The following is a 21054-nucleotide window of genomic DNA, read 5'->3' on the forward strand; positions in this document are numbered from 1 at the left end:
GGTGCATACAACTACTAATTTGAAAAATGTGATTATTTTCCAGATTACGGAACAGAGACTATGAAAAAGTACATCTTACTCATACTACTACTATCGCTGCAGGGCCTTTATGCCCAGGTAGAATTTAAGGCAACGCCCAGTAAAACAAAACTGGGCATTAACGAAAAGCTGCGCGTAGAATTCAGCATGAACCAGGACGGCGACAACTTTAGTCCGCCTGCCTTTCAGGGGTTTCAGGCAGCCGGCCCCGGCCAGATGATAAGCAACTCCTGGATAAACGGCAAGCGCAGCTTTAGCAAAACCTACACTTACGTGCTTACGCCAAAAGCCAAGGGCACATTTACCATTGGGCAGGCTACTATAGAAATAGAGGGGCAAACCTATAAAACATCGCCATTTAAGGTTACCGTGGGCGATGCCGTTGCCAACCCTAACCCGCAGCCTCAGCGGCCATACAATCCGTACAACCCCTACCAGCAACAGCAGGAAGACCCGGGCGACCAGGTGGCCCAGAAACCGGGCGACGGTATACACTTAGTGGCCGAGGTTGCCAATACCAGCCCGTATGTTAACCAGCCGGTTAATGTGGTGTACAAACTATATGTTAGCCCCAACAGCAGCGTGCTTAACTTTTTTGAGAAAGAAAGCCCTAAGTACAACGACTTCTGGAGCCAGATAGAAGTGGTAGACGGCAAGAGCATGAAGGTGCAGCAGGGCACTTATAAAGGGCAGCCATACCGTTATGTGGTGCTGCGCAAGGCTGTGCTATATCCGCAAAAAAGTGGCAGGTTAGAAATTGAGCCGCTTGTAGTAGAGCTTAATGTAGAGGTGCCAACCGGCAGGCGCGATATGTTTGGCAGGCCGTTTACCACCCAGGCAAAAACAGAGGCCACTACAGGCAAGAAATTCATTAATGTTAGGGCACTGCCCGAAGCCGGCAAGCCAGACGACTTTAATGGGGCGGTAGGTAATTTCGAGTTTAAAGTTACCCCGGGCAAAACCACCCTTAAAGGTGGCGAGAGCACCCAGGTAACGGTTAGTGTTAGCGGCAAGGGCAACCTTAAGCTGTTTACGCTGCCTAAGCCGGAAGTTCCGGCGGCGCTGGAAATGTACGACCCTGAACATAAAGAAGACGTTAAAACGCCGCTTACAGGCATGTACGGCAGCATTAGCGACCTGTACACCATCGTGCCTAACAACAAGGGCAAGTATCCTATAAAACCATTGTCGTTCTCGTGGTTTGACCCTAACACGGCCAAATACCACACGGTAACGTCTAAAGAAATAATGATAGATGTTACCACCATGCCGGCCAATGCAACAGCGGCCAATCAGGTAGCATCATCCAAACAAAAACTGGCACCGGGCGAAACATTCAGGTTCATAAACCTGGAAACATCGCTTAGGGCAACAGGCAGGGATGATTTCTTTGGGTCTACGCTGTTTTATATCTTGTTGTTTATTCCGTTCCTGCTAATACCGGTTATCGTGCTTCTTAAAAAGAAAAAAGAGGCCTACGACAGCGATGTTACGGGTAACAAGATTCGCCAGAACAATAAACTGGCGCGTAAATTTTTAGGCGAAGCCAAAAAACAACTGGGCAGCAAAGAGCCGTTTTACCTTGCGCTGGAAAAAGCGCTGCATAATTTCCTTAAGGCGAAACTGAATATCGAAACATCGGAGCTAAGCCGTGAGAACATTCGTGAGTTGTTGCTTTCGCGCAAGGCAGATCCGGACACGGTTAATAATTTTAGCCTAATTATGGATAACTGCGAGTTTGCAAGGTATGCGCCATCCAGCGGTACGGCCATGCAGCAGGATTATGATAGCGCCGTAAGTGTTATAACCGCTTTAGAGAAGCAGATAAAGTAGGGGTTTTAAGGGGCTGAGGTGCTTAGCTCCTGCAAGGTCTCGAAGACCTTGCAGGTATAAATAAAAGCCTAACAAATAAACCTACAAGGTTTTAAAAACCTTGCAGGTTGTGTGACGAATAGTAAGAAACAGACAATGAAAAATTTAGCATACATACTATTATTTTTAACGCAGCTGCTTGCAGCGCAGTCTTTTGATAAAGGCAATGCCCTGTACCGTAAAGGCGACTTTACCGGCGCAGCGCAGGAGTATGAAGGTATCTTAAAGCAAAATAAAGAATCGGCGGAGGTGTATTTTAACCTGGGCAATGCGTATTACAAGCTCAACAAAATTGCCCCGGCCATTTATAATTTTGAGAAAGCCCTGCTGCTTAACCCCGGAAATAAAGATGCTGAGGTAAACCTTGCCTTTGCCCAAAAAATGGTAATAGACGATATTAAAGCCACCCCAAAAGTGGGTTTTGGCAAACTGGTAAACAACCTTACGGGCAATTATCATTACGATACCTGGGCCTGGGTTGCGGTATCGTTCTCCACATTTTTTTTGCTGCTGTTTTTAGGCTATTACCTGGCGGGCACTACACTGCTTAAACGCATATTTTTTGTGGGCATGTTTGTGGCACTTTTAGGCATAGTGCTTAGCATTGTTGCCGCCGTTTATGTAAAAGCGCAGGACAGCCGCCAAAATCCGGCTATAGTGTATGCCGAAGTGGTATCGGTAAAGGGAGAACCCAACGCCAAATCGCAGGACGCCTTTATACTGCATGAGGGCACTAAGGTAAACGTGACAGAAACCGTAGACAACTGGAAAAAAATTGTACTGGCAGATGACAGCGTGGGCTGGGTAGAAGCCCGCGCTATTAAAGAACTGAAATAGCTTTATAGTAATTATAGCATATAAAAAAGCCCGGATAGCAATAAACTATCCGGGCTTTTTTATGGTTGGGAGATGCTTACGCATTCATTAGCTCTTCAATTTCGTTGGCCTCTATTGGTATGTTGCCCATAAGGTTAAACGGTTCTCCGGATGGCTGTACCACCACGTTATCTTCCAGGCGGATGCCAAAGCCTTCGGCCGGAATGTAAATGCCCGGCTCTACGGTAAACACCATGTTAGGTTCCATAGGCTGGTATAATAACCCATAATCGTGGGTATCTAAGCCCATGTGGTGACTGGTGCCGTGCATAAAGTATTTTTTGTAGGCAGGCCATGCAGGGTCTTCGTTCTGCACGTCGGCTTTGTCTAAAAGGCCAAGGCCTAAAAGCTCCGATGTCATTATCCTGCCCACCTCAACGTGGTATTCTTTCCACAAGGTGCCCGGTGTAAGCAGTTTTGTAGCCTCGTTTTTAACGTTAAGCACGGCGTTGTACACATCCTTCTGCCTTTGGCTAAAACGGCCCGACACAGGGATAGTACGGCTTAAATCACTGCTATAGTTGGCATATTCTGCGGCAACGTCAAACAAAATCAGATCGCCCGCCTTGCACTCCTGGTTATTCTCTACATAATGCAGCACATTGGCGTTGTTGCCCGATGCTATAATCGGGCCGTATGCAAACCCTTTAGAGCGATTGCGGATGAACTCGTGTATCAGCTCGGCCTCAATTTCGTATTCCCAGACACCCGGTTTGGTAAAGCCCAGAATTCGGCGGAAGCCTTTTTCTGTAATATTACACGCCTGCTGAATAAGGTCTATTTCTTCCTGCTCTTTTACAGAACGGATATGCTGTAGTATAGGGTTGCTTTTTGCTACCTGGTGGGCAGGGTATTTTTCTTTCCACCACTTAACAAAGCGGTCTTCGCGGGTTTGCGTTTCCACCGCCGACCTGTAATGCTCGTTCGTATTTATATACATGGTGTCGCAGTAGGTCATAACCTCAAACAACACCTTTTCGAAATCTTTAAGCCATACAATATTTTTAATGCCGCTTACATCGGTAGCGCGCTCTTTGGTTAGCTTTTCGCCTTCCCAAACGGCAATATGCTCGTTGGTTTCACGTAAAAAAAGTATTTCGCGCAGGTGCTCGTAAGGGGCATCGGGGCAAAGCAGCAGTATCGACTCTTCCTGATCGGCACCGGTTAGGTAAAATATATCGCGGTGCTGCGCAAAGGGCAGGGTACTATCGGCACTAACAGGGTAAATATCGTTAGAATTAAATACCGCAACGCTTTTGGGTTTCATGGCTGCCGTAAATTTTTTACGGTTTTTAATAAACAGGTTACGGTCTATCTGATGGTATTTCATAATTATAATTTTTATTGCGATACCAAAATTAAGGATAATAGTAAGAAGGGCGTAAACGGCAGGAGAGAATTTTTATATTTATAGCATCAAACATTAAATTTTGGAAGCAATAGAAAACATAAAAGACGTATTCTCAATATTTCATGATGGCGGCATTGAGGGTTGGGAGGGCGATGATAAACTACTAACGCTTACAATAGGCTGCACCTATCTGGCCGAACGAATAAACCCACAATTTAATGTGTTTTATGTTGAACTTACAGGTGTAGAAAAATTGGAACTGCACCCCTGGACACTTCCGGTAATCGATAACACGCCCGCACTAACACGCCCTGAAGATATTTTTAAAGGCGATATTGAGATTACTTCCTGCGAGGTAGTAAATGAAGTAAGCTGTTATATATTTATATCAGCACGACGTTAGCTTAAAATATACCGGTGGCACACTACACCTAAGGGCTTTAGACATAAAGATTTTTTGTAAGGACAGAAAAGCGATTTCCATTGCCGAACTTGCCGATATTTGCAGTGCCTACTGGAAACAATTAATACAACCGATTAATGAAACAACTCTGCCTCTTATTACTGGCTATATTTTTAACAGCTTGTACCCGGCACAAAAAGCAACAACCTGATAGTGTTGCATTAAAGCCCGACACCACTATACCCGTTGCCAAAACGCATCACTACGAGCCAGAAACTACCAGATTTGAGTTTTTAGGCACCGTGCAACTTAACAGCGATACTATAAAAGTTATAGAGGAATATACTAACAACATTGCTTTTAAACAGCCGGCAGTAAATGAACAGGGTGTGCCAGATGAACTTTACTACCGCGAAAAAGTAGTACATCTTATTAATAAGCACACCACAGATACTCTGACTGTTACTAAGAAATTATTTAAAAAACATATTGGCTTGCAATATTATGATGATTTTATTGTACAGGCAGCTCTGTTTAGGCAGCCTACTAAAACAGGCATTGTTCCGCTCATGATAAATCTGTGCGAACCCGATACCGACTCTTGTCTTTTTTATGTAATAAGTATAAAAAATGGACAACTACACGCAGAACCGTTTAACGAAGATGATTTTGTGGAAGAGCAGGAATAAACTATGCTACCTCGTATAAAACAGATTGTGCACAACATATTGCCACACCTTTTCGGGCAATAAGGGGCGCACGTTTTTACCTTCTTTTATGCTGTTGCGGATAAAAGTTGACGATATTTCTATTACCGGGGCATCAATTCGATGTATGCGGGCATTGGTGGCTACATCGGGGTGAATTTCATCCGGGTTATTGATGCGCGGATATACATAAATGTCGTGGTTTTGCAGTATTACCTCGTAATTCTTCCACTTATGCAGCGAGTTGAGATTATCTTCTCCCATTAAAAGCGAAAACTCGTGGGTGGGGAATTTTTCCTGCAAGTGTGCCAGCGTATGAACGGTGTAGTTGGGCTGCGGCAGGCGGAACTCGATATCACTCGGTTTTAACTTTGGATACTCTTCGGTAGCCAAAAAAACCATTTGCAGCCTATGGTGGTCGCTTAGCAGGGTACTTTTCTTTTTTAACGGATTGTGCGGCGTTACCACCAGCCATACCTGATCCAGGCCGGTATATTCGGCCATGTGGTTGGCAATTATAAGGTGCCCGGCATGTATGGGGTTAAACGTACCAAAGTAAAGGCCTACTTTCATTTTTTTGTTGTTTTATCATTGTGCAATAGTATTATACAATGATTAGGTATTGATTGGCATTCCCCTTCTTTAAACTATCATGTGAACACATCTTTTTATCCTCTCCCCAACCCCTCTCCGAAGGAGAGGGGTTGGGGAGAGGACTATACATGATTGCTTTTGAAAAGGCAATTTATTACTGAAACGAACCACCCCGGCTTTCAGCCACCCCTCCAAGGGAGGGGAATGCCACGATTGTTGTTCGCCCTTGAGCGTATAGGGCTTCGACAGGCTCAGCATGACAGTGTGTGAAGAAATCCACCTAAAATATATCAGTTGAGATTGCTTCGGTCGTGCCTCCCTCGCAATTACGGCACGTGAAAAAATCAGTATACATCAGCGCTTGCCTGCATCTGTGTTATCCGCGCTCGAACAACTCTAAACACTAAACTCCAAACCCTAAACTACAACTTAATCTGCCAAAAACTGTTTTACCAGTTCGTAAGCTTCGGCTTTAGCTGTATCAAGGTCGTAATTTTTTATAATGGTATCAAACTGCGGGGCCGTAGCCAGCTCTACCGATGCCTTTGCTATGCGCATGTTTATCTTGTCTTCGCTCTCGGTACTGCGTTTTTTAAGGCGAATTTTAAGCTCGTCGATGCTTGGCGGCTTAACAAACACGGCAAGTGTTTCGTTAGGGAATTTACTTTTAATACGCAGGCCACCGGCCACATCTATATCAAAAATAACGTTTTTGCCCTGTGCCCAAAGGCGCTCAACCTCGCTTTTAAGAGTACCGTAAAAGTTATCGCGGTATACCTCTTCCCACTCAATAAAATCGTCGGCTTTAATGTGTTTTTTAAAGTCGTCAAGGCTTATAAAATGGTAATGCTCGCCGTGCACCTCATCGGCCCTGGCATCGCGCGTGGCAGCCGATACAGAGAATGCCAGATTAAGCTCCGGGTGTGCCAGCAAATGTTTAACTATAGTGGTTTTACCCGACCCTGAAGGCGCCGAGAATACCAGTAATTTTCCGTTCTTCATTAAAAATAGTTTGGGGTTTAGCGTTTGGGGTTCAGCGTTTAGGGTTTAGGGTTTCGTGTTGCCGTTTGCGGCTTTAAACTTCTAACTATAAACATTGAACCCCAAACAATAAACCTATAATACGTTAAGTACCTGTTCTTTAATTTTTTCCAGTTCGTCTTTCATCTGCACTACCAGTTTTTGCATTTTGGCGTGATTGGATTTAGAGCCCATGGTGTTTATTTCGCGGCCCATTTCCTGGGTTATAAAGCCCAGCTTGCGCCCGTTAGCTTCGGTACCCGCAAGGGTTTCAATAAAATAATTAAGGTGGTTTTCCAGTCGCACTTTTTCTTCGGTAATGTCCATTTTCTCAAGATAGAAAATAAGCTCCTGCTCAAAGCGGTTCTCATCTACCGTAACCTTAAGCTCTTCTATACTGGCGTGCAGCCTGTCTTTAACCGTTTGCAGGCGTTCGCCATCCAGGGCAACGGTTTCGTTCATAAGGCTAAGTATATTGCCTATCCTTATTAAAAATTCTTTTTCTAACGATATACCTTCGGATACACGGAAGTTTAAGATGTTCTCTAAAGCCTCTGTAATAACGCCGTCTATGGTAGCCCAGTCGTTCTCGTCTATCTCTTCGCGCTCTGTTTTAAGGGCATCGGGCATGCGTACCGCCATTTTAAGCAGTTCGGTCTCATCGCCATCAACTACTTCCCTCATTTGCTTAATGTAAGCCTTTACAATGGGCACGTTGATCTTGGCCGAAGTTTCTTCGCCGGTAACCTCAACAAAAAGCGAGAAATCTACCTTGCCGCGCTCCAGCTTTTGGGCTATCTTGTTGCGAAGGCCAAGCTCCATTTCGCGAAAAACCGAAGGCATCCTAACATTCAGGTCGAGCCCTTTGCTGTTAAGCGACTTAATTTCTACAGTAATTTTTTTGTTGGGCATTTGCAGGGATGCTTTCCCAAAGCCGGTCATCGATTGTATCATTCAGAATGTTATATTAAACAAAGATAATAAAAATAGCCGAGTGGATGTAAACTGCTTTTAGTTAGGATGTGGGAGTTTTTGCAGGGCAATGTTCAGTTTACAATTTACAGTCGCAGTTTTCATGGAACGGATGACGCGGATTGAAAACGCGGATTTACACAGATTTTATGATATAGAATCTATGTTAATCTGTATGGCCGGCGTCCGCGGCATCTCCGCCTGTACTATTCGGGCAGGCTCTTGCCATAACTCACTTGGAAAGGTACTCTGTAGCGGCCTGTACGTTTTTAGGGCTGTTGCCTACAAATACGTGGTCTCCGGCAACAATAACAGGTCGGCTCAGGAAAGTGTAATGCTCCATGATGAGCTTTTTGTAATCGTCTTCGGTCAGCTGCTGGTCTTTAAGGCCACGCTCTTTGTACAGGGTAGCCTTACGGCTGAATAAAGCCTCATAACTTCCGGCCCTATTTTTTAGCTCGTCTACCTCAGCCTCGGTCATGGGTTGCTTTTTAATATCGTGCAGTTCGAAGTCTTCGGTATTGGGTAGTGCTTTTATAATTTTTCGGCAGGTATCACAAGTGCCAAGGTGGTATATTTTTTTCATTGGTGTATTTTAGTTTTTTTTCGGCAATTATAGCCAATCTCAAAGTCCGAAAGTGAAAAATTAGCCTATCATTATGCCATCTTTCCAAATAACGGGTACTTCTTCTACATCCGCCTCATTTATGGTGCCGGCCTTAAATATAAAATTTTTGTCGTACAGGGTATTGCCAATAAAATAGGTTACCATAAACGAGTTGTCGAGTACCAGCACGCTATCCTCTATCATTTCTATTTTAACGGCGGTAACCGGCGGTACCTCAACAAAGGCGTGGCGCAGCATAGAGGTTTTGCGCTCTTCGCCGTTAAGCATACCGCTGGCGTTGCTTACCACAATTACGGTTTCGAGGGTAAAATCGCTGTCGTTTACCAGGTAAGCGTACCAGGTTTTAGACATAAGATCGTCGTTCCACTCCTGTACTGCAGCTACATACACGTTTTCTACCTGGGGTATAATAATGTCTTTTTTCATAGTTTGTTAATTTATCAATCAGGGCTTATTTTTTTACCACAAAGGCGCAAAGGTATTCACTAAGCACACCAAGGCTTCATTATAAAGAACACAACGGACAACATTGTTGTCTCAAGAACACAAGGCTGCATGGAATATACCATCCGCAAAGCTTTGTGCTCATACGGTTGCAAAATAACCTGTGCTCTTTTGTGCCTTTACAACCTTGTGCTTCTTTGTATAAACCTTGTGACGCCGAGGCGCTTGTGGTTAAATTTGTTATCTAAGTTGCTTTGTTTAAGACTTCTTTATGAACCTTACACCCAAATTTTGGGTACCTTTAAAGTATACAAAGTTAAAGTATTATGAAAACATTGCAAATTATATGTCTTTTTGTGCTGATAGGTTTTAGCACAAGCTGCAAAAAAGAAGCAACACAAACACCATCGGTACAGCAACAGGAACAGGGTACATTGCCCGATTCGCCAATGGATACGGTGCCTCCGGCTGATTCGTTAGCTACAGATACCATTGAGGGCGCTAAATGAATGGGTAGCTATTCTGGTACGTTGCCTTGCGGCGATTGTAGTGGAATTAAAACCGAACTGACCCTGATGCCCAACAAAAACTATGCGCTTTCTTCTCAATACATTGACAAGGAAACCAAACCCCGTGTATTTAAAGGAACTTTTTACCTTGATGAGGCTACCCAAATTATTACCCTTGATGCCCAAGGCGACCACCTGAAGTTTAAACTGCTGGATAAGAGCGTTAAAAAGCTTGATAAATTTGGGGAGGACGAGCAGGGTGCACCTGCGGATAAATATGTATTGAAGAAGGTTTAAGATTTGAGGCTATACCACAGAAATGCGCATAGGAGACACCGAGATACACGGAGAGAAGCAGGAAGTACTGTTAGGCAGTACTGTTATAATATTTGACACGAATTTCACCAATTTACAAGAATCTTAATTAGTGTAAATTGCTGAAATTCGTGTCTTTAGCTTTGTGTGCCTTTGTGCCTTCTTTGTGTGCCTTTGCGAAATTTACACAAAAAAAATCCCACCAATTGGCGGGATTCAATATTATATACTTGCCCTGAACTGCTCCAGGAACCTAACATCGTTTTCATAAAACATCCTAATGTCGCCAATGCCGTATTGTAGCATGGCAATGCGCTCTACGCCCATACCAAATGCAAAACCGGTGTATTTAGTAGCATCTATACCGCAGTTTTTAAGCACGTTAGGGTCTACCATACCACAGCCTCCAATTTCTAACCAGCCGGTACCTTTGGTAATACGGTAATCGGTTTCGGTTTTAAGTCCCCAATAGATATCGATCTCGGCACTTGGCTCTGTGAATGGAAAGTACGACGGACGAAGGCGTATCTTGCTCTTACCAAACATCTCTTTAGTAAAATACAAAAGCGTTTGTTTCAGGTCGGCGAATGATACATCTTTATCTACATACAAGCCCTCTATCTGGTGGAAAATACAGTGCGAACGGGCAGAAATAGCCTCGTTTCTAAATACCCTTCCCGGAGAAATGGTACGGATAGGCGGTTTATTCTCTTCCATATAACGCACCTGTACCGATGATGTATGCGTTCTAAGCAGCACATCGGGGTTGGTTTGTATAAAAAAGGTATCCTGCATATCGCGTGCCGGGTGGTATTCCGGCAGGTTTAGCGCCGTAAAGTTGTGCCAGTCGTCTTCAATCTCAGGGCCTTCGCTTACGTTAAAGCCAATGGTAGAGAAAATATCAATAATCTGGTTCTTTACAATGCTTATAGGGTGGCGCGAGCCAACGGTAAACGGCTCACCGGGGCGTGTAAGATCGCCATAAGCACCTGCGGTGTCTTCTTTGCTCTCTAACGCTTCCTGAATTTCGTTAACCTTACCCTCGGCAGCTTTTTTCAGGTTGTTAATAACCTGACCAAACTCCTTTTTGTGCTCTACGGCAACGTTTTTAAATTCGGCAAAAAAGTCGTTTAAAACACCCTTTTTACCTAAAAATTTAATCCTGAAAGCCTCCAGCTCTTCTTTAGTGTGCGCCTTAAAAGCTTCCGCTTCGGCTATGTAATCCTTTATCTTATCTATCATCTTTGGGCCATAAAAGTTCGCAAATTTAGGCATTTTTAAATTGCTATGCCACCTATTTGCCTTCTATAATTTTACAGCAGGTGTTATAATCTCTACAGAGGCAGCTGCCTTTTTTAATGGTTTACCTACACATTTGTGCTCTTTACCGCAACGCCGCACTAAAGGCACAATTACTGCCGTTAGCTACTTGTATATTAAAAACTGTACCATGAAAAAACACAATTTATTAGCTGTACCGGCCAGCCTGCTGCTGTTTTTATTTGCAGCCTGCAGTTCAGACGACTCCACAACTACTGATACCACCGATATAATATCTCAGGTTACCGCTGCCGACAATATAGACGAAGCAGGCGATTATACGTACGATACCGCAAGCACTAACGTTATTGCCTATAGCGGTACATCGGTCTCTGCAACCGGAAGCGGCGTTACCGTTAGCGGTACTACAGCCACCATTACAGAGGGCGGAACGTATACTGTTACCGGAACCACCAATAGCGGCAACCTTGTGGTTAACGCCGATGCCGACGCGAAGGTATTTTTACTTTTTAACGGCACCAGCATTACCAGCACCACCGGTGCACCGCTCTACATTAAAAATGCCTATAAAGCTATTGTGTATTTGGTGCCGGGCTCCATAAATACACTGGCCGATGCCATGACCAACGAATACGAAAGCACTGTATACAGCCTTACCCGACTGACGGTTTTTGGTACCGGGTCGCTTACCGTAAAGGGCAACACCGATGCGGGTATTGCCAGCGATGGTGGCATTATTATTAAAGACGGCACATTTGCCATAACATCGGCGGGGTCGGCTATTAAATCTGATAAAAACCTGGTGATTGATGGCGGCACCTACACCATTGCCGCAGGAAATGACGGACTGCACAGCGACACACAGCTGACCATTAATGATGGCGAGATTAACATTACCGAAAGTGAAGAAGGTATTGAAGGCGCTTTAGTTACCATGAATGGTGGCACGGTACACTTAGTATCTACAGATGACGGACTTAACGCTGCCGGCGATGACGACACTGTAGATAAGTATTTTTATATGAATGGCGGCTACCTGTTTATTAACGCCAGCGGCGATGGCATAGACTCTAATGGATCTGTAGTGATGATGGGCGGAACGGTAATTGTAAATGGCCCAACGGCTAATGATAATGCATCTATAGATTACGATAATTCGTTTACCGTTAGCGGTGGCTACCTTTTAGCGGCAGGCAGCAGTGGCATGGCCCAGGCACCGGGAGCATCATCGGCACAAAAATCGGTTAAGCTTACATTTGGGTCTACATTGGCAGCTAATTCTATAGTACATATTCAAACCAGTAGCGGCCAAGACGTGCTTACGTTTAAACCGGCCAAGACGTACCAGTCGGTAGTACTATCGTCTGATGCCTTAACAACCGGAGAAACCTACACCGTTTACACAGGCGGCAGTGCCAGTGGCAGCGTTACCGATGGGCTTTACGCCGATGGCTCGTACACAGCAGGTACACTTAAAGGCTCGTTTACGGTAAACAGTACGGTAACTAATTTTTCGGCTAACTAAAATACTAACTCGCTATATATTGTTGCGCCTGTGCTTCTTTTTAAAAGGGCACAGGTTTTTTTTGTTTAATTAAGTGGTAAGCTATTCCAGAGAGATGTACATCTCTCTGGAATAGCTTACCACTTAAAAAGAAAAAGCTCCGGAGAGCGGCATACACCACACTTCCGGAGCTTTATTAACTTGTTAAAAAGCTACTTAATAAGCCCTTTTTCTAAAAAGTAATCTACAATAGCGCCTTTCATAAGTACGCTTTGTTCTCCGGCTTTTAGCGGCGGAAGCTCTTCTTTAACCCTGTAGTGCGGCCAGCCATCTTCGTCAAACAGCTCAAACTCGTAGTAGCCGTAAGGCTCTAACAGGCGGCATATTGCAATGTGCATAAGGTTAACCTTCTCGTCTTTTTTAAATTTTTTATTAAACTGCCCCAGTTCCTGCACGCCTATAAGGTAAATAATAGCGTCGAGGTCAAGGGTATCGCCGTCGGCAAAACGGTCTGATAGTATCGTTACAAGCTGTTGCCAGCGTTCTTTTAGTTGTTCGTCTCTGGACATTGGTCTATTTATATTGTGCAAAGATAGTAACTCTAAAGTTAATGTACATTTGCCCTTGCTATTTGCATACTACGCCCATAATACTACCTTTGCCATAATGGAATTTACAGACATACTACTGGGCGGATTTTTATTATTCGGAATTATAAACGGCTACCGTAAGGGGCTTTTTGTAGAGCTGGCATCGTTAGTATCGTTGGTGCTGGGCATTTACCTGGCTATAAAATTCTCGGGCTATGTGGGTAAATATTTTGACGGCCACCTGCCCGAAAACCCAAAACATGCTGCCATTATAGCCTTTATAATAACCTTTATTGCTGTTGTGGCGGGTATAACGCTATTGGCAAAGGTGTTTACCAAGGTGGCCGACTTTACCGGCCTTGGCCTGCCAAACAGGTTATTAGGTTCGTTATTCGGGTTCATCCGCACCACACTTGTACTTAGCGTAGTGCTTAATTTTTTTGTGAAGGTTAACGGCGGCAATACTTTTGCTAAAGAAGAAACACTACAAAAATCAGTGTTTTTTTACCCCGTGCTAAGTGTTTCTAAATTTATTTTTCCGGTTTTGGAAGAATTGTTTGCCGAGTATAAGGCAAAGGTTTAAAGTATTTTATGCTTGTCTTTAGCAGGAAACATAAACGATATTATTACCGCCCCAAGTAAAATACCCCCCACTACCGCCAAAGATACCGGCGACGAGATGTGTATAAACGGACTAACAAGCATTTTTACACCTATAAACGCGAGTATTAATGCCAGCCCATAATGCAGCTTGCTGAACATGTGCATAAAGTTGGCCAGTAAAAAGTACAGTGCCCTAAGACCCAGTATGGCAAAAATATTTGAGGTATATAGTATAAAAGGGTCGTTTGGTGCTATGGCAAAAATAGCGGGTATAGAATCTACAGCAAAAATAAGGTCGGTAAATTCTATAACGGCAACTACAACCAACAGCGGCGTAGCCATACGCATGCCATTTACTTTGATAAAAAAGCGGCTGCCTTCAAAATTTTTGGTTACTTTAAAAAAGCGGTAGATGATTTTTGCACCCGGGCTTTTAGAAAAATCTTTGTTCTCGTCCTCATCTTCCTGCGATGCCCACGATTTTATCCCTGCAAAAATTAAAAAGAAGCCAAATAACGAGAGTATTACGTTAATGCGTACGTTGGTGCCAAAAACATTCATTTCGGGCAGGTACGTAAGGTTTATAAGCTCTACGCCCGTAAATATAAAGATGGCCCTAAAAAACAATGCCCCAATAATACCCCAAAATAACACTTTATGGTGCAGGTGCTTGGGCACATTAAAAAACCCGAAGACCATTATAAACACAAAAAGGTTATCTACAGAGAGGGCTTTTTCTATCCAATAGGCACTTTGAAATTTTGTAAAGGCATCAAAATCCATCACAAAATAAATAACGCCGCTAAATATCATAGACAGCGATATCCATACAACCGACCATGTCAGGGCCTCTTTGTTGCTAACCACATGGCTGTGCTTGTTAAACACGCCCAGGTCGAGCAACAGCATTATTAACACGGTTACACCAAATATGGCCAGTACTGCAGGATGGTTTATAAGGTGGTCGTGATTCATAAATATATGGTTTTAGTCCAGTTTATCGGTTAAGTCTTTAAATACCTGTTTGGCATCGCCACCTTCGTATAAAATGCTGTGTACGGCATCTATAATTGGGGTTTTGGCTTTATATTCCTGGTTAAGTTCCCATGCGCTTTTGGCGGCGTAGTAACCCTCGGCCACCATGCTCATTTCCATCATGGCGCTCTTAACGGTGTAGCCCTTGCCTATCATGTTACCAAACATACGGTTACGCGAAAAGATAGAATAGCCCGTAACCAGCAAATCGCCAAGGTAGGCAGAGTCGTTTATGTTACGTTTCATTTTATGCACTTTACGGATAAATTTCTTCATCTCCCTGATGGCGTTACTCATAAGCAATGCCTGAAAATTGTCGCCATAACCCAGCCCGTGCGCCATACCGGCAGCAATGGCATAGATATTTTTAAGCATGGCGGCATACTCTGTACCTACAATATCGTCGGATATTTTGGTTTTAATATAATGGCTGTTAAGGTTTTGAGCCATAATGGTAGCCTTTTTTTCGCTGCCACAGGCTATGGTAAGGTACGAAAGTCGCTCTAAAGCCACCTCTTCGGCATGGCATGGGCCGGTAATAACACCAATATTATCGTAGTCTATGTCGTATTTTTCGTGAAAGTGCTCGCCTACAATAAGGCTGGTTTCGGGCACTATACCCTTAATGGCCGAAAATATTACTTTATCGTCCAGGCTAACGGTAAGTTTTTCCAGCTCATCGCTTAAAAACGCCGATGGTATGGCAAAAATTACGTAATCAGCGTAAGCAACGGCCTCGTTAATATCGTTGGTAAGTATAAGTTTTTTAGTATCAAACTCTACAGAGCTCAGGTAATTAGGGTTGTGCTTTTGCAGTTTTAAGTGCTCAATGGCATACGTGTTGCGCATGTACCAGGCTATTTGGTCTACGTTTACGCAAAGCATTTTGGCTATTGCCGTAGCCCAGCTACCACCGCCTATAACTGCGAACTTAGGTGTATTACTCATTTTTGGTTTACTAATTTGTTTGCATGCCAAAAGTACTCAAATTTAACACAATGTACCAAAAGGCTAATTAATTGCAGTACAGTAGTGTAGAAAACATTAACATTTTATTATGACTTTTTATGCAATGATGCTACGACCACAGCGTTATTGTATAGAATTTTGTTTAATTCTCAGGGATTACTACAAGGTTAGTTAAATTTTTTGTTTTTGGTGTTTAAAAGGCATTCATGTTTTACGTGGATGCCTTTTATAGTTTATCAAAGTTAGCAAAATCTGCACAGGGGTGTTATAAAGTATTGTTAAGTGTAGATCAGTGTTCAGTTTTCAGTCGCAGTATTCAGTAGGCAGTAAGCACAAGAGAAAAAAGTGTTCAGTGTTCAGTCGCAGTTTACAGTAAGCAAAAAAGGAGTGTTCAGTTTACGGTTCACAGTTCACAGCAATATAATGTTAATAAGAAGCAGTATTCAGTAGCGGTTTGCAGTAGTAACTAACTGTAAACTGCGACTGAACACTGAACACTCTAAAACTGCCTACTGCGACTGAACACTGTAAACTAACCACTGCATCTATTCCACCCACTTATAGTAACGCGCTCCTGTAAGGTTAGGTATTTCGTGCTCTATACGGTCTAAAACCCACTCGTTAACGGGGACAAGAACGCTGTAGTGCTGTTCTTTTTTATGAAGTTTTTGGTAGGTATCAAAATCTATGCTGTGGCTTTGCTCCAACGTTTGGAAAAGGCGCGCGTTGGTAGCGGCATCATACCAGCCGGGTTGCAGGGTGCCTTCAAAAACTTTAGATTTAGACCCGCTACCGTAAGCTAAAAAGCCAATCTTTTTACCGGTAAGGTCTTTAGCTTCTGCAGCATATTTGGCTATAGCCGAAATAAATCCCATAAAAACCGACCCTGTATACAGGTTACCGATGAGAGACGAAGCTGCCTCGGCAGGTTGTAATTTCTGGGCAACAAAAGCCTTATAATCATCACTTTTGCTAATTTCCCTAATGCGGGTTTGGTAATCGGTTGCTTCTTCATCGCCGGTAAGTAGCGGAGTATCGGCGTCAAGCGCAAAGATCTCAGCAAACATACGTCGTCCCTGAAAAGCATACGGAAGGTGCATCATAATACCCTCCCAGGTGTTGTATAAAGATCCGGTGGTTCCGGTAAGTTTTTTAAACGAATAATAGGCCTCGCGGGTACGGTCGGTATAGCAGGTATTGCTGTACTGCCCGTCGAACACCGGTTGGTCTTTATGTATTTCGATAACGCTCTCCAGATTGCCAAACCACGGTTCGTTAGCGTCTATATTGGTAATGTCTTTTTTAGCAATGGTACGGTACGGCTTAAAAAAGTCGAAAACTCCTTTGGTACTTACCGCCCAGTTGTTTTCTATTGCTATAATGCGCGGGTTAGCGGTAATAAGCATAGCCACAGCACCGGCACCCTGTGTATATTCGCCAGTACTTTCCAGGTCGTATTTGGCAATATCTGTAGCCACTACAATAGCCTTTTTACCTGGGTTTAACCTTATATAATCAAGGCAGTTGTGCAGCGCATCTACAGCGCCAATGCAGGCAAAAGTAAAGTCGACCGTATCGCATTCGGCAAAGCTATTATGACCAAATTTCTGCTCCATAAGGCTTACTAAAAACGAGCCTATAGGTTTAGAACTGTCTATGCCGCTTTCTGTACCCACATAAATACGGGCAATATCAGCAGGGTCAATAGCATTGTCTGTTATCAGGCGGGTCAGCGCATTGGCACCAAATACCACGGTGTCCTGATGCGCATCGGGCAAAGTCATTTTTATAAGCCCAAGGCCTTTTTCAAGCTTGTCAGGCTCAATGTTTCGGGCTTCGGCAAGGGTACGTATAGGTAAGTGTATTTTAGCAATATCGTAGGCAAGGGCGTCAATTCCGGTAGTCATGTAGTTAAATTTTGCAAGACGCAAATTTACGGATTAATATGCCACAGCACGCCAAGGTTTAATTACCCAATAAAGCTTTTTGCCACAAATTAGCACCAATTACACCAATTTTTAAAAGATTGCTATTTTATATCTACTAAGAGTGAAAATATTTTTAAAGAGCAATCTTTAATTCGTGAAAATTTGTGGAATTCGTGCCTGAAGTTCAGACACGAATAAGTACAAATTTTTTAAACCCAAAATGTCCTGCCCTTTAAATTTGTGTAATTAGTAAAATTCGTGGCAAACTATCTGCGCATTATCCTTACTTTAGCGGCTTTATTCATATTGATTATAAATAATAGCATGAAATTTTATTCTCTTATAGCGGCTTTACTTATTGGTTTAATTGCAACTGCGCAAGACAAACAAGGTTATCAACTGTACACTAAAGATGGTAAGCCAACTACCTATAAAAAGCTGCTTAAGGCTGCTGCCGAGGCTAATGTTGTATTGTTTGGCGAAGAACACGACAACGCTTTAATACACTGGCTGCAACTGGAACTTACTAAAGACCTGGCACTAACCAAACCCCTTGTGCTTGGCGCAGAAATGATTGAGGCCGACAACCAGCCCCAGTTAAACGAATACCTTGCCGGCACTATCGACCAGAAAAAATTTGACACCGTTGCCCGACTTTGGAACAACTATAAAACCGACTATAAGCCTTTAGTCGACTTTGCTAAAGAAAAACATTTTCCCTTTATAGCAACCAACATTCCGCGCCGTTATGCCAGTATGGTCTATAAAAAAGGGTTCGATGTGCTATTTAGCCTTACCGATCAGGAAAAATCGTGGATAGCCCCCTTACCTATTGCTTATGATGCTACCCTGCCCGGTTATGTAAAAATGCTGGAAATGAGCGGTGGCCACGGCGGCGATAACCTACCTAAGGCTCAGGCAGTAAAAGATGCCACCATGGCACACAACATTGCGCTTAACGTAAAGGCCGGCACCATTTTTATACATTATAACGGCACTTATCACTCAGATAATTTTGAGGGTATTAACTGGTACCTGAACAAAGAAAAAGCAGGCCTTAAAATTGTTACCATAGCTGCGGTATCGCAACAGGATATAAGCAAACTGGATAAAGAACAGCTTGCTAAAGCCGATTTTATTATTGTTGTTGATGCCGATATGACTAAGACATATTAAAGCTAAGGTTGTCTAAAAATGAGGGATGCTGATATTAAAAATATCCTTCAATGCTTTTTTTGCTGCATAAAAACCACACATGCCGTGCACCCCACCACCCGGAGGTGTTGATGACGAACAGATATATAACCCTTTTGTTGAGGTTTTGTAAGGCGAAAGCCGTAGTGCCGGACGTGTAAACAGCTGGCTGATATCTAATATGCCACCATTAATATCGCCCCCAATATAGTTTGGGTTGTACGTTTCAATTTGGGCGGTATCCATGGTGCTTGTGCCCTTAATAAGGTCTCTAAAACCGGGCGCAAAGCGTTCTACCTGTTTCTCTATCGCCTCGGTACGGTTTGCGGTAGAACCGTTAGGCACGTGGCAGTAAGCCCATGCAGTATGTTTACCTTCGGGTGCCCTTGTAGGGTCAAACTGGCTCGGCTGCGCAAGCAGCACAAAGGGTTTATCGGGGTTTTTGCCCTTAGAGGTCATATCTTCTCCTGTGGCAATCTCGTTAAAAGTACCACCAATGTGCACAGTACCCGCCAATCTGGTTTCGGCGGCGGTAAACGGCACAGGTCCGTCTAATGCCCAATCTACTTTAAATACCCCCATACCATAGCGGTAGCGTTCTAACTGCCATTTATAGATGGTAGAAAACGTATGCCCGGCAATGGTTAACAACTGCTTAGGCGTAATATCAAACAAAATTGTTTTAGATGATGGCAGCTGGTCTAAAGACCGCACATAAAAATCGGTTTCAATTTTTCCGCCAATAGAGGTAAAATAAGAAGCCATAGCGTTGGCTATTTGCTGCGATCCGCCTTTGGGTATGGGCCATCCGCCCAAATGCCCTGCCGACATCAATACAAGTCCAATAGCCGATGTTGTAAGGTTGGATAATGGCTGTATGGAGTGTGCCGCCATACCGGCCCAAAAACCTTTTGCCACATCAGATTTAAAGCGTTTTGAGAACATTTGTGCCGAAGTCATGGCCATTAGCCCAAAACGGCCCATGTTTATGGGAGACTTTGGTGTTAATGACAGTGGCCCTAAAACATTGCCCGCTATTTTTGGCCAGTAATCAACTATAGGTGTTACTAATTTGGTGTAAGTTTCGGCATCCTGCCCTAACGACTTTGCTGTATCTGCAATAGATTTTTTAAGCAACCCCACAGAACCATCATCCATAGGGTGAGCGGCGGCTATTGCCGGATGAATATATTCAAGCCCGTGATCCTGCAACGGCAGTGTTTTTAAAAACGGCGAGCTAATTGCCATTGGGTGTACGGCAGAGCATACATCGTGCCTGTAACCCGGCAATGTAAGTTCGGCTGTGCGCAACCCTCCACCAATGGTACTTTTGGCTTCAACAATCAGTACCGATAGACCCTGCTGCTGCATTGTAATAGCGGCAGCCAGCCCATTGGGGCCGGAACCAACAACAATTGCATCATAATCTGTTTTTGTTTTCAAAAGGTAAGAGGGTTCAATAAATGCTACAACGAATTAACTGCTATAGGACGTTTTGATTTAAAAGCATTATTATATAATAGTACAAACATCAAGATCCATATTACTAAAGAAACAATTAAAATTTCTTCGGCATAAAAATCTGCAATAAACACTAATTTAGATGTTTTAAATTTAAAAATATCATAAACTCTCACACTAACACATACCCCTAAAAGTATAATTGTTATAATACGGAAAATCCTTTTGGCAAGCAGGTTTTTAATCCAGTTATATGCTTTAGAAAAATCTATAAATGTGGCATAAATAATTACATGGGTTAAAAACGCAATGTTTAAAAACAAAAGTGTTGTTAAATGAAATAATGCAGCTATTAGCAACCAGGTGCCCCATGCTTTTTTTGACCGAAGCAAAAATAACAAAGGCGAAACCTCAAAAGCCACCCCTAAATAATCCATTATTTTTAGATTATAAAACGGCATTCCCTTAAGAAAATCGGCCAGTAAATATTGCCTGAAGGTAATATAGTAATTGGTGTAAACCCATAGGGCCGTACCACTTGTGTTAAAGTCTAAATTAATCCAGTTAAGGGCCTTATTAAATCCGGCAGTAAAAAAGGCAAAACATAAAATGAAAGCAAGGGCAGAAAGGCATTTGTTCTGGGCAGCGCTACTTACTGCTTTGTCCGGAACAAGTGCAAGAGAACTTCCCCAACCTGAAAAAGCCATATAAAATATCATTACATACAATAATATGTTATGATCTATTTTACCCAATGAA

At 43.2% G+C, this 21054-nt stretch carries 22 protein-coding genes; 9 read left to right on the forward strand and 13 right to left on the reverse strand.

Going from position 1 to position 21054, the window contains the following annotated elements; all coding sequences use genetic code 11:
* Positions 1 to 60 precede the first annotated feature (60 nt).
* The gene (locus G509_RS0100960) at positions 61 to 1872 is read left to right on the forward strand and encodes a BatD family protein (protein ID WP_026989818.1); all 1812 of its coding nucleotides are present in this window, start codon (positions 61 to 63) and stop codon (positions 1870 to 1872) included.
* 135 nt (positions 1873 to 2007) lie between these two features.
* Complete coding sequence (locus G509_RS0100965; protein WP_026989819.1) at positions 2008 to 2748, forward strand: tetratricopeptide repeat protein; 741 nt, start codon at positions 2008 to 2010, stop codon at positions 2746 to 2748.
* Positions 2749 to 2824: 76 nt separating this feature from the next.
* Here the strand turns inward: G509_RS0100965 and G509_RS0100970 are convergent, their stop codons facing one another.
* On the reverse strand, positions 2825 to 4117 hold the full coding sequence (locus tag G509_RS0100970) for an aminopeptidase P family protein (RefSeq protein ID WP_026989820.1): 1293 nt from the start codon (positions 4115 to 4117) through the stop codon (positions 2825 to 2827).
* Positions 4118 to 4217: 100 nt separating this feature from the next.
* On the opposite strand from G509_RS0100970, the gene G509_RS0100980 reads away from it, so the two are divergent.
* Together G509_RS0100980 and G509_RS0100985 are read left to right on the forward strand one after the other, a co-directional pair.
* Positions 4218 to 4541: a hypothetical protein gene (locus G509_RS0100980; protein WP_026989821.1), complete on the forward strand. Its 324-nt coding sequence runs from the start codon at positions 4218 to 4220 to the stop codon at positions 4539 to 4541.
* Between the two features lie 137 nt (positions 4542 to 4678).
* Entirely contained in the window at positions 4679 to 5230 is a 552-nt protein-coding gene (locus tag G509_RS0100985) for a hypothetical protein (RefSeq protein WP_026989822.1), read from the forward strand.
* Between the two features lie 6 nt (positions 5231 to 5236).
* Here G509_RS0100985 and nadD read toward each other — a convergent pair whose 3' ends face one another.
* The 5 genes from nadD to G509_RS0101010 form a co-directional block, all read right to left on the reverse strand.
* Positions 5237 to 5821 (reverse strand): nicotinate (nicotinamide) nucleotide adenylyltransferase, encoded by a 585-nt coding sequence (gene nadD / locus G509_RS0100990; RefSeq protein WP_026989823.1) that lies wholly within the window; start codon positions 5819 to 5821, stop codon positions 5237 to 5239.
* A 450-nt stretch (positions 5822 to 6271) separates the two neighbouring features.
* Positions 6272 to 6844 (reverse strand): guanylate kinase, encoded by a 573-nt coding sequence (gene gmk / locus G509_RS0100995; protein ID WP_026989824.1) that lies wholly within the window; start codon positions 6842 to 6844, stop codon positions 6272 to 6274.
* 114 nt (positions 6845 to 6958) lie between these two features.
* Complete coding sequence (locus G509_RS0101000) at positions 6959 to 7816, reverse strand: YicC/YloC family endoribonuclease (RefSeq protein ID WP_035738303.1); 858 nt, start codon at positions 7814 to 7816, stop codon at positions 6959 to 6961.
* A gap of 250 nt (positions 7817 to 8066) precedes the next feature.
* A complete protein-coding gene (locus G509_RS0101005) occupies positions 8067 to 8420 on the reverse strand; it encodes an arsenate reductase family protein (RefSeq protein ID WP_026989826.1) in 354 nt (117 codons plus the stop codon).
* A 60-nt stretch (positions 8421 to 8480) separates the two neighbouring features.
* Positions 8481 to 8888 carry a hypothetical protein gene (locus G509_RS0101010; RefSeq protein WP_026989827.1) on the reverse strand — a complete coding sequence of 136 codons (408 nt, stop codon included), beginning with the start codon at positions 8886 to 8888 and terminating at the stop codon, positions 8481 to 8483.
* A 344-nt stretch (positions 8889 to 9232) separates the two neighbouring features.
* Between G509_RS0101010 and G509_RS22680 the strand changes: the two genes are divergently transcribed.
* Both G509_RS22680 and G509_RS21220 read left to right on the forward strand, forming a co-directional pair.
* Positions 9233 to 9415, forward strand: coding sequence for a hypothetical protein (locus G509_RS22680; protein ID WP_051199873.1), 183 nt, complete (start codon positions 9233 to 9235; stop codon positions 9413 to 9415).
* The gene (locus tag G509_RS21220) at positions 9416 to 9712 is read left to right on the forward strand and encodes a copper resistance protein NlpE (RefSeq protein ID WP_051199875.1); all 297 of its coding nucleotides are present in this window, start codon (positions 9416 to 9418) and stop codon (positions 9710 to 9712) included.
* Between the two features lie 240 nt (positions 9713 to 9952).
* Here G509_RS21220 and pheS read toward each other — a convergent pair whose 3' ends face one another.
* Complete coding sequence (pheS, locus tag G509_RS0101020) at positions 9953 to 10972, reverse strand: phenylalanine--tRNA ligase subunit alpha (RefSeq protein WP_026989828.1); 1020 nt, start codon at positions 10970 to 10972, stop codon at positions 9953 to 9955.
* Between the two features lie 208 nt (positions 10973 to 11180).
* Between pheS and G509_RS0101025 the strand changes: the two genes are divergently transcribed.
* On the forward strand, positions 11181 to 12536 hold the full coding sequence (locus tag G509_RS0101025; protein WP_131450758.1) for a carbohydrate-binding domain-containing protein: 1356 nt from the start codon (positions 11181 to 11183) through the stop codon (positions 12534 to 12536).
* Between the two features lie 191 nt (positions 12537 to 12727).
* Here G509_RS0101025 and G509_RS0101030 read toward each other — a convergent pair whose 3' ends face one another.
* A complete protein-coding gene (locus G509_RS0101030; protein ID WP_026989830.1) occupies positions 12728 to 13084 on the reverse strand; it encodes a hypothetical protein in 357 nt (118 codons plus the stop codon).
* 97 nt (positions 13085 to 13181) lie between these two features.
* Between G509_RS0101030 and G509_RS0101035 the strand changes: the two genes are divergently transcribed.
* Entirely contained in the window at positions 13182 to 13688 is a 507-nt protein-coding gene (locus tag G509_RS0101035) for a CvpA family protein (RefSeq protein WP_026989831.1), read from the forward strand.
* On the opposite strand, the gene G509_RS0101040 is transcribed toward G509_RS0101035, so the two are convergent.
* The 3 genes from G509_RS0101040 to G509_RS0101050 form a co-directional block, all read right to left on the reverse strand.
* A complete protein-coding gene (locus tag G509_RS0101040) occupies positions 13685 to 14683 on the reverse strand; it encodes a TerC/Alx family metal homeostasis membrane protein (RefSeq protein WP_026989832.1) in 999 nt (332 codons plus the stop codon). The genes G509_RS0101035 and G509_RS0101040 overlap by 4 nt on opposite strands.
* A gap of 12 nt (positions 14684 to 14695) precedes the next feature.
* Positions 14696 to 15691: an NAD(P)H-dependent glycerol-3-phosphate dehydrogenase gene (locus tag G509_RS0101045; RefSeq protein ID WP_026989833.1), complete on the reverse strand. Its 996-nt coding sequence runs from the start codon at positions 15689 to 15691 to the stop codon at positions 14696 to 14698.
* A gap of 566 nt (positions 15692 to 16257) precedes the next feature.
* On the reverse strand, positions 16258 to 17619 hold the full coding sequence (locus G509_RS0101050; RefSeq protein WP_026989834.1) for a hydroxymethylglutaryl-CoA synthase family protein: 1362 nt from the start codon (positions 17617 to 17619) through the stop codon (positions 16258 to 16260).
* A 345-nt stretch (positions 17620 to 17964) separates the two neighbouring features.
* On the opposite strand from G509_RS0101050, the gene G509_RS0101055 reads away from it, so the two are divergent.
* The gene (locus G509_RS0101055) at positions 17965 to 18816 is read left to right on the forward strand and encodes a ChaN family lipoprotein (RefSeq protein ID WP_026989835.1); all 852 of its coding nucleotides are present in this window, start codon (positions 17965 to 17967) and stop codon (positions 18814 to 18816) included.
* Positions 18817 to 18828: 12 nt separating this feature from the next.
* Here the strand turns inward: G509_RS0101055 and G509_RS0101060 are convergent, their stop codons facing one another.
* Positions 18829 to 20277, reverse strand: coding sequence for a phytoene desaturase family protein (locus tag G509_RS0101060; protein WP_026989836.1), 1449 nt, complete (start codon positions 20275 to 20277; stop codon positions 18829 to 18831).
* 23 nt (positions 20278 to 20300) lie between these two features.
* On the reverse strand, positions 20301 to 21002 hold the full coding sequence (locus G509_RS23235) for a hypothetical protein (protein ID WP_131450759.1): 702 nt from the start codon (positions 21000 to 21002) through the stop codon (positions 20301 to 20303).
* Between the last annotated feature and the right edge of the window lie 52 nt (positions 21003 to 21054).

It is taken from the genome of Flavobacterium subsaxonicum WB 4.1-42 = DSM 21790, from assembly GCF_000422725.1.
GTDB lineage: Bacteria > Bacteroidota > Bacteroidia > Flavobacteriales > Flavobacteriaceae > Flavobacterium > Flavobacterium subsaxonicum.

Bases quoted from the DNA above. Each gene is read 5' to 3' on its own strand.
- G509_RS0100960 (WP_026989818.1), top strand. From the start codon at position 61: ATGAAAAAGTACATCTTACTCATACTACTACTATCGCTGCAGGGCCTT.
- G509_RS0100965 (WP_026989819.1), top strand. From the start codon at position 2,008: ATGAAAAATTTAGCATACATACTATTATTTTTAACGCAGCTGCTTGCA.
- G509_RS0100970 (WP_026989820.1), bottom strand. From the start codon at position 4,117: ATGAAATACCATCAGATAGACCGTAACCTGTTTATTAAAAACCGTAAA.
- G509_RS0100985 (WP_026989822.1), top strand. From the start codon at position 4,679: ATGAAACAACTCTGCCTCTTATTACTGGCTATATTTTTAACAGCTTGT.
- nadD (WP_026989823.1), bottom strand. From the start codon at position 5,821: ATGAAAGTAGGCCTTTACTTTGGTACGTTTAACCCCATACATGCCGGG.
- gmk (WP_026989824.1), bottom strand. From the start codon at position 6,844: ATGAAGAACGGAAAATTACTGGTATTCTCGGCGCCTTCAGGGTCGGGT.
- G509_RS0101000 (WP_035738303.1), bottom strand. From the start codon at position 7,816: ATGATACAATCGATGACCGGCTTTGGGAAAGCATCCCTGCAAATGCCC.
- G509_RS0101005 (WP_026989826.1), bottom strand. From the start codon at position 8,420: ATGAAAAAAATATACCACCTTGGCACTTGTGATACCTGCCGAAAAATT.
- G509_RS0101010 (WP_026989827.1), bottom strand. From the start codon at position 8,888: ATGAAAAAAGACATTATTATACCCCAGGTAGAAAACGTGTATGTAGCT.
- G509_RS22680 (WP_051199873.1), top strand. From the start codon at position 9,233: ATGAAAACATTGCAAATTATATGTCTTTTTGTGCTGATAGGTTTTAGC.
- G509_RS21220 (WP_051199875.1), top strand. From the start codon at position 9,416: ATGGGTAGCTATTCTGGTACGTTGCCTTGCGGCGATTGTAGTGGAATT.
- pheS (WP_026989828.1), bottom strand. From the start codon at position 10,972: ATGATAGATAAGATAAAGGATTACATAGCCGAAGCGGAAGCTTTTAAG.
- G509_RS0101025 (WP_131450758.1), top strand. From the start codon at position 11,181: ATGAAAAAACACAATTTATTAGCTGTACCGGCCAGCCTGCTGCTGTTT.
- G509_RS0101030 (WP_026989830.1), bottom strand. From the start codon at position 13,084: ATGTCCAGAGACGAACAACTAAAAGAACGCTGGCAACAGCTTGTAACG.
- G509_RS0101035 (WP_026989831.1), top strand. From the start codon at position 13,182: ATGGAATTTACAGACATACTACTGGGCGGATTTTTATTATTCGGAATT.
- G509_RS0101040 (WP_026989832.1), bottom strand. From the start codon at position 14,683: ATGAATCACGACCACCTTATAAACCATCCTGCAGTACTGGCCATATTT.
- G509_RS0101045 (WP_026989833.1), bottom strand. From the start codon at position 15,691: ATGAGTAATACACCTAAGTTCGCAGTTATAGGCGGTGGTAGCTGGGCT.
- G509_RS0101050 (WP_026989834.1), bottom strand. From the start codon at position 17,619: ATGACTACCGGAATTGACGCCCTTGCCTACGATATTGCTAAAATACAC.
- G509_RS0101055 (WP_026989835.1), top strand. From the start codon at position 17,965: ATGAAATTTTATTCTCTTATAGCGGCTTTACTTATTGGTTTAATTGCA.
- G509_RS23235 (WP_131450759.1), bottom strand. From the start codon at position 21,002: ATGGCTTTTTCAGGTTGGGGAAGTTCTCTTGCACTTGTTCCGGACAAA.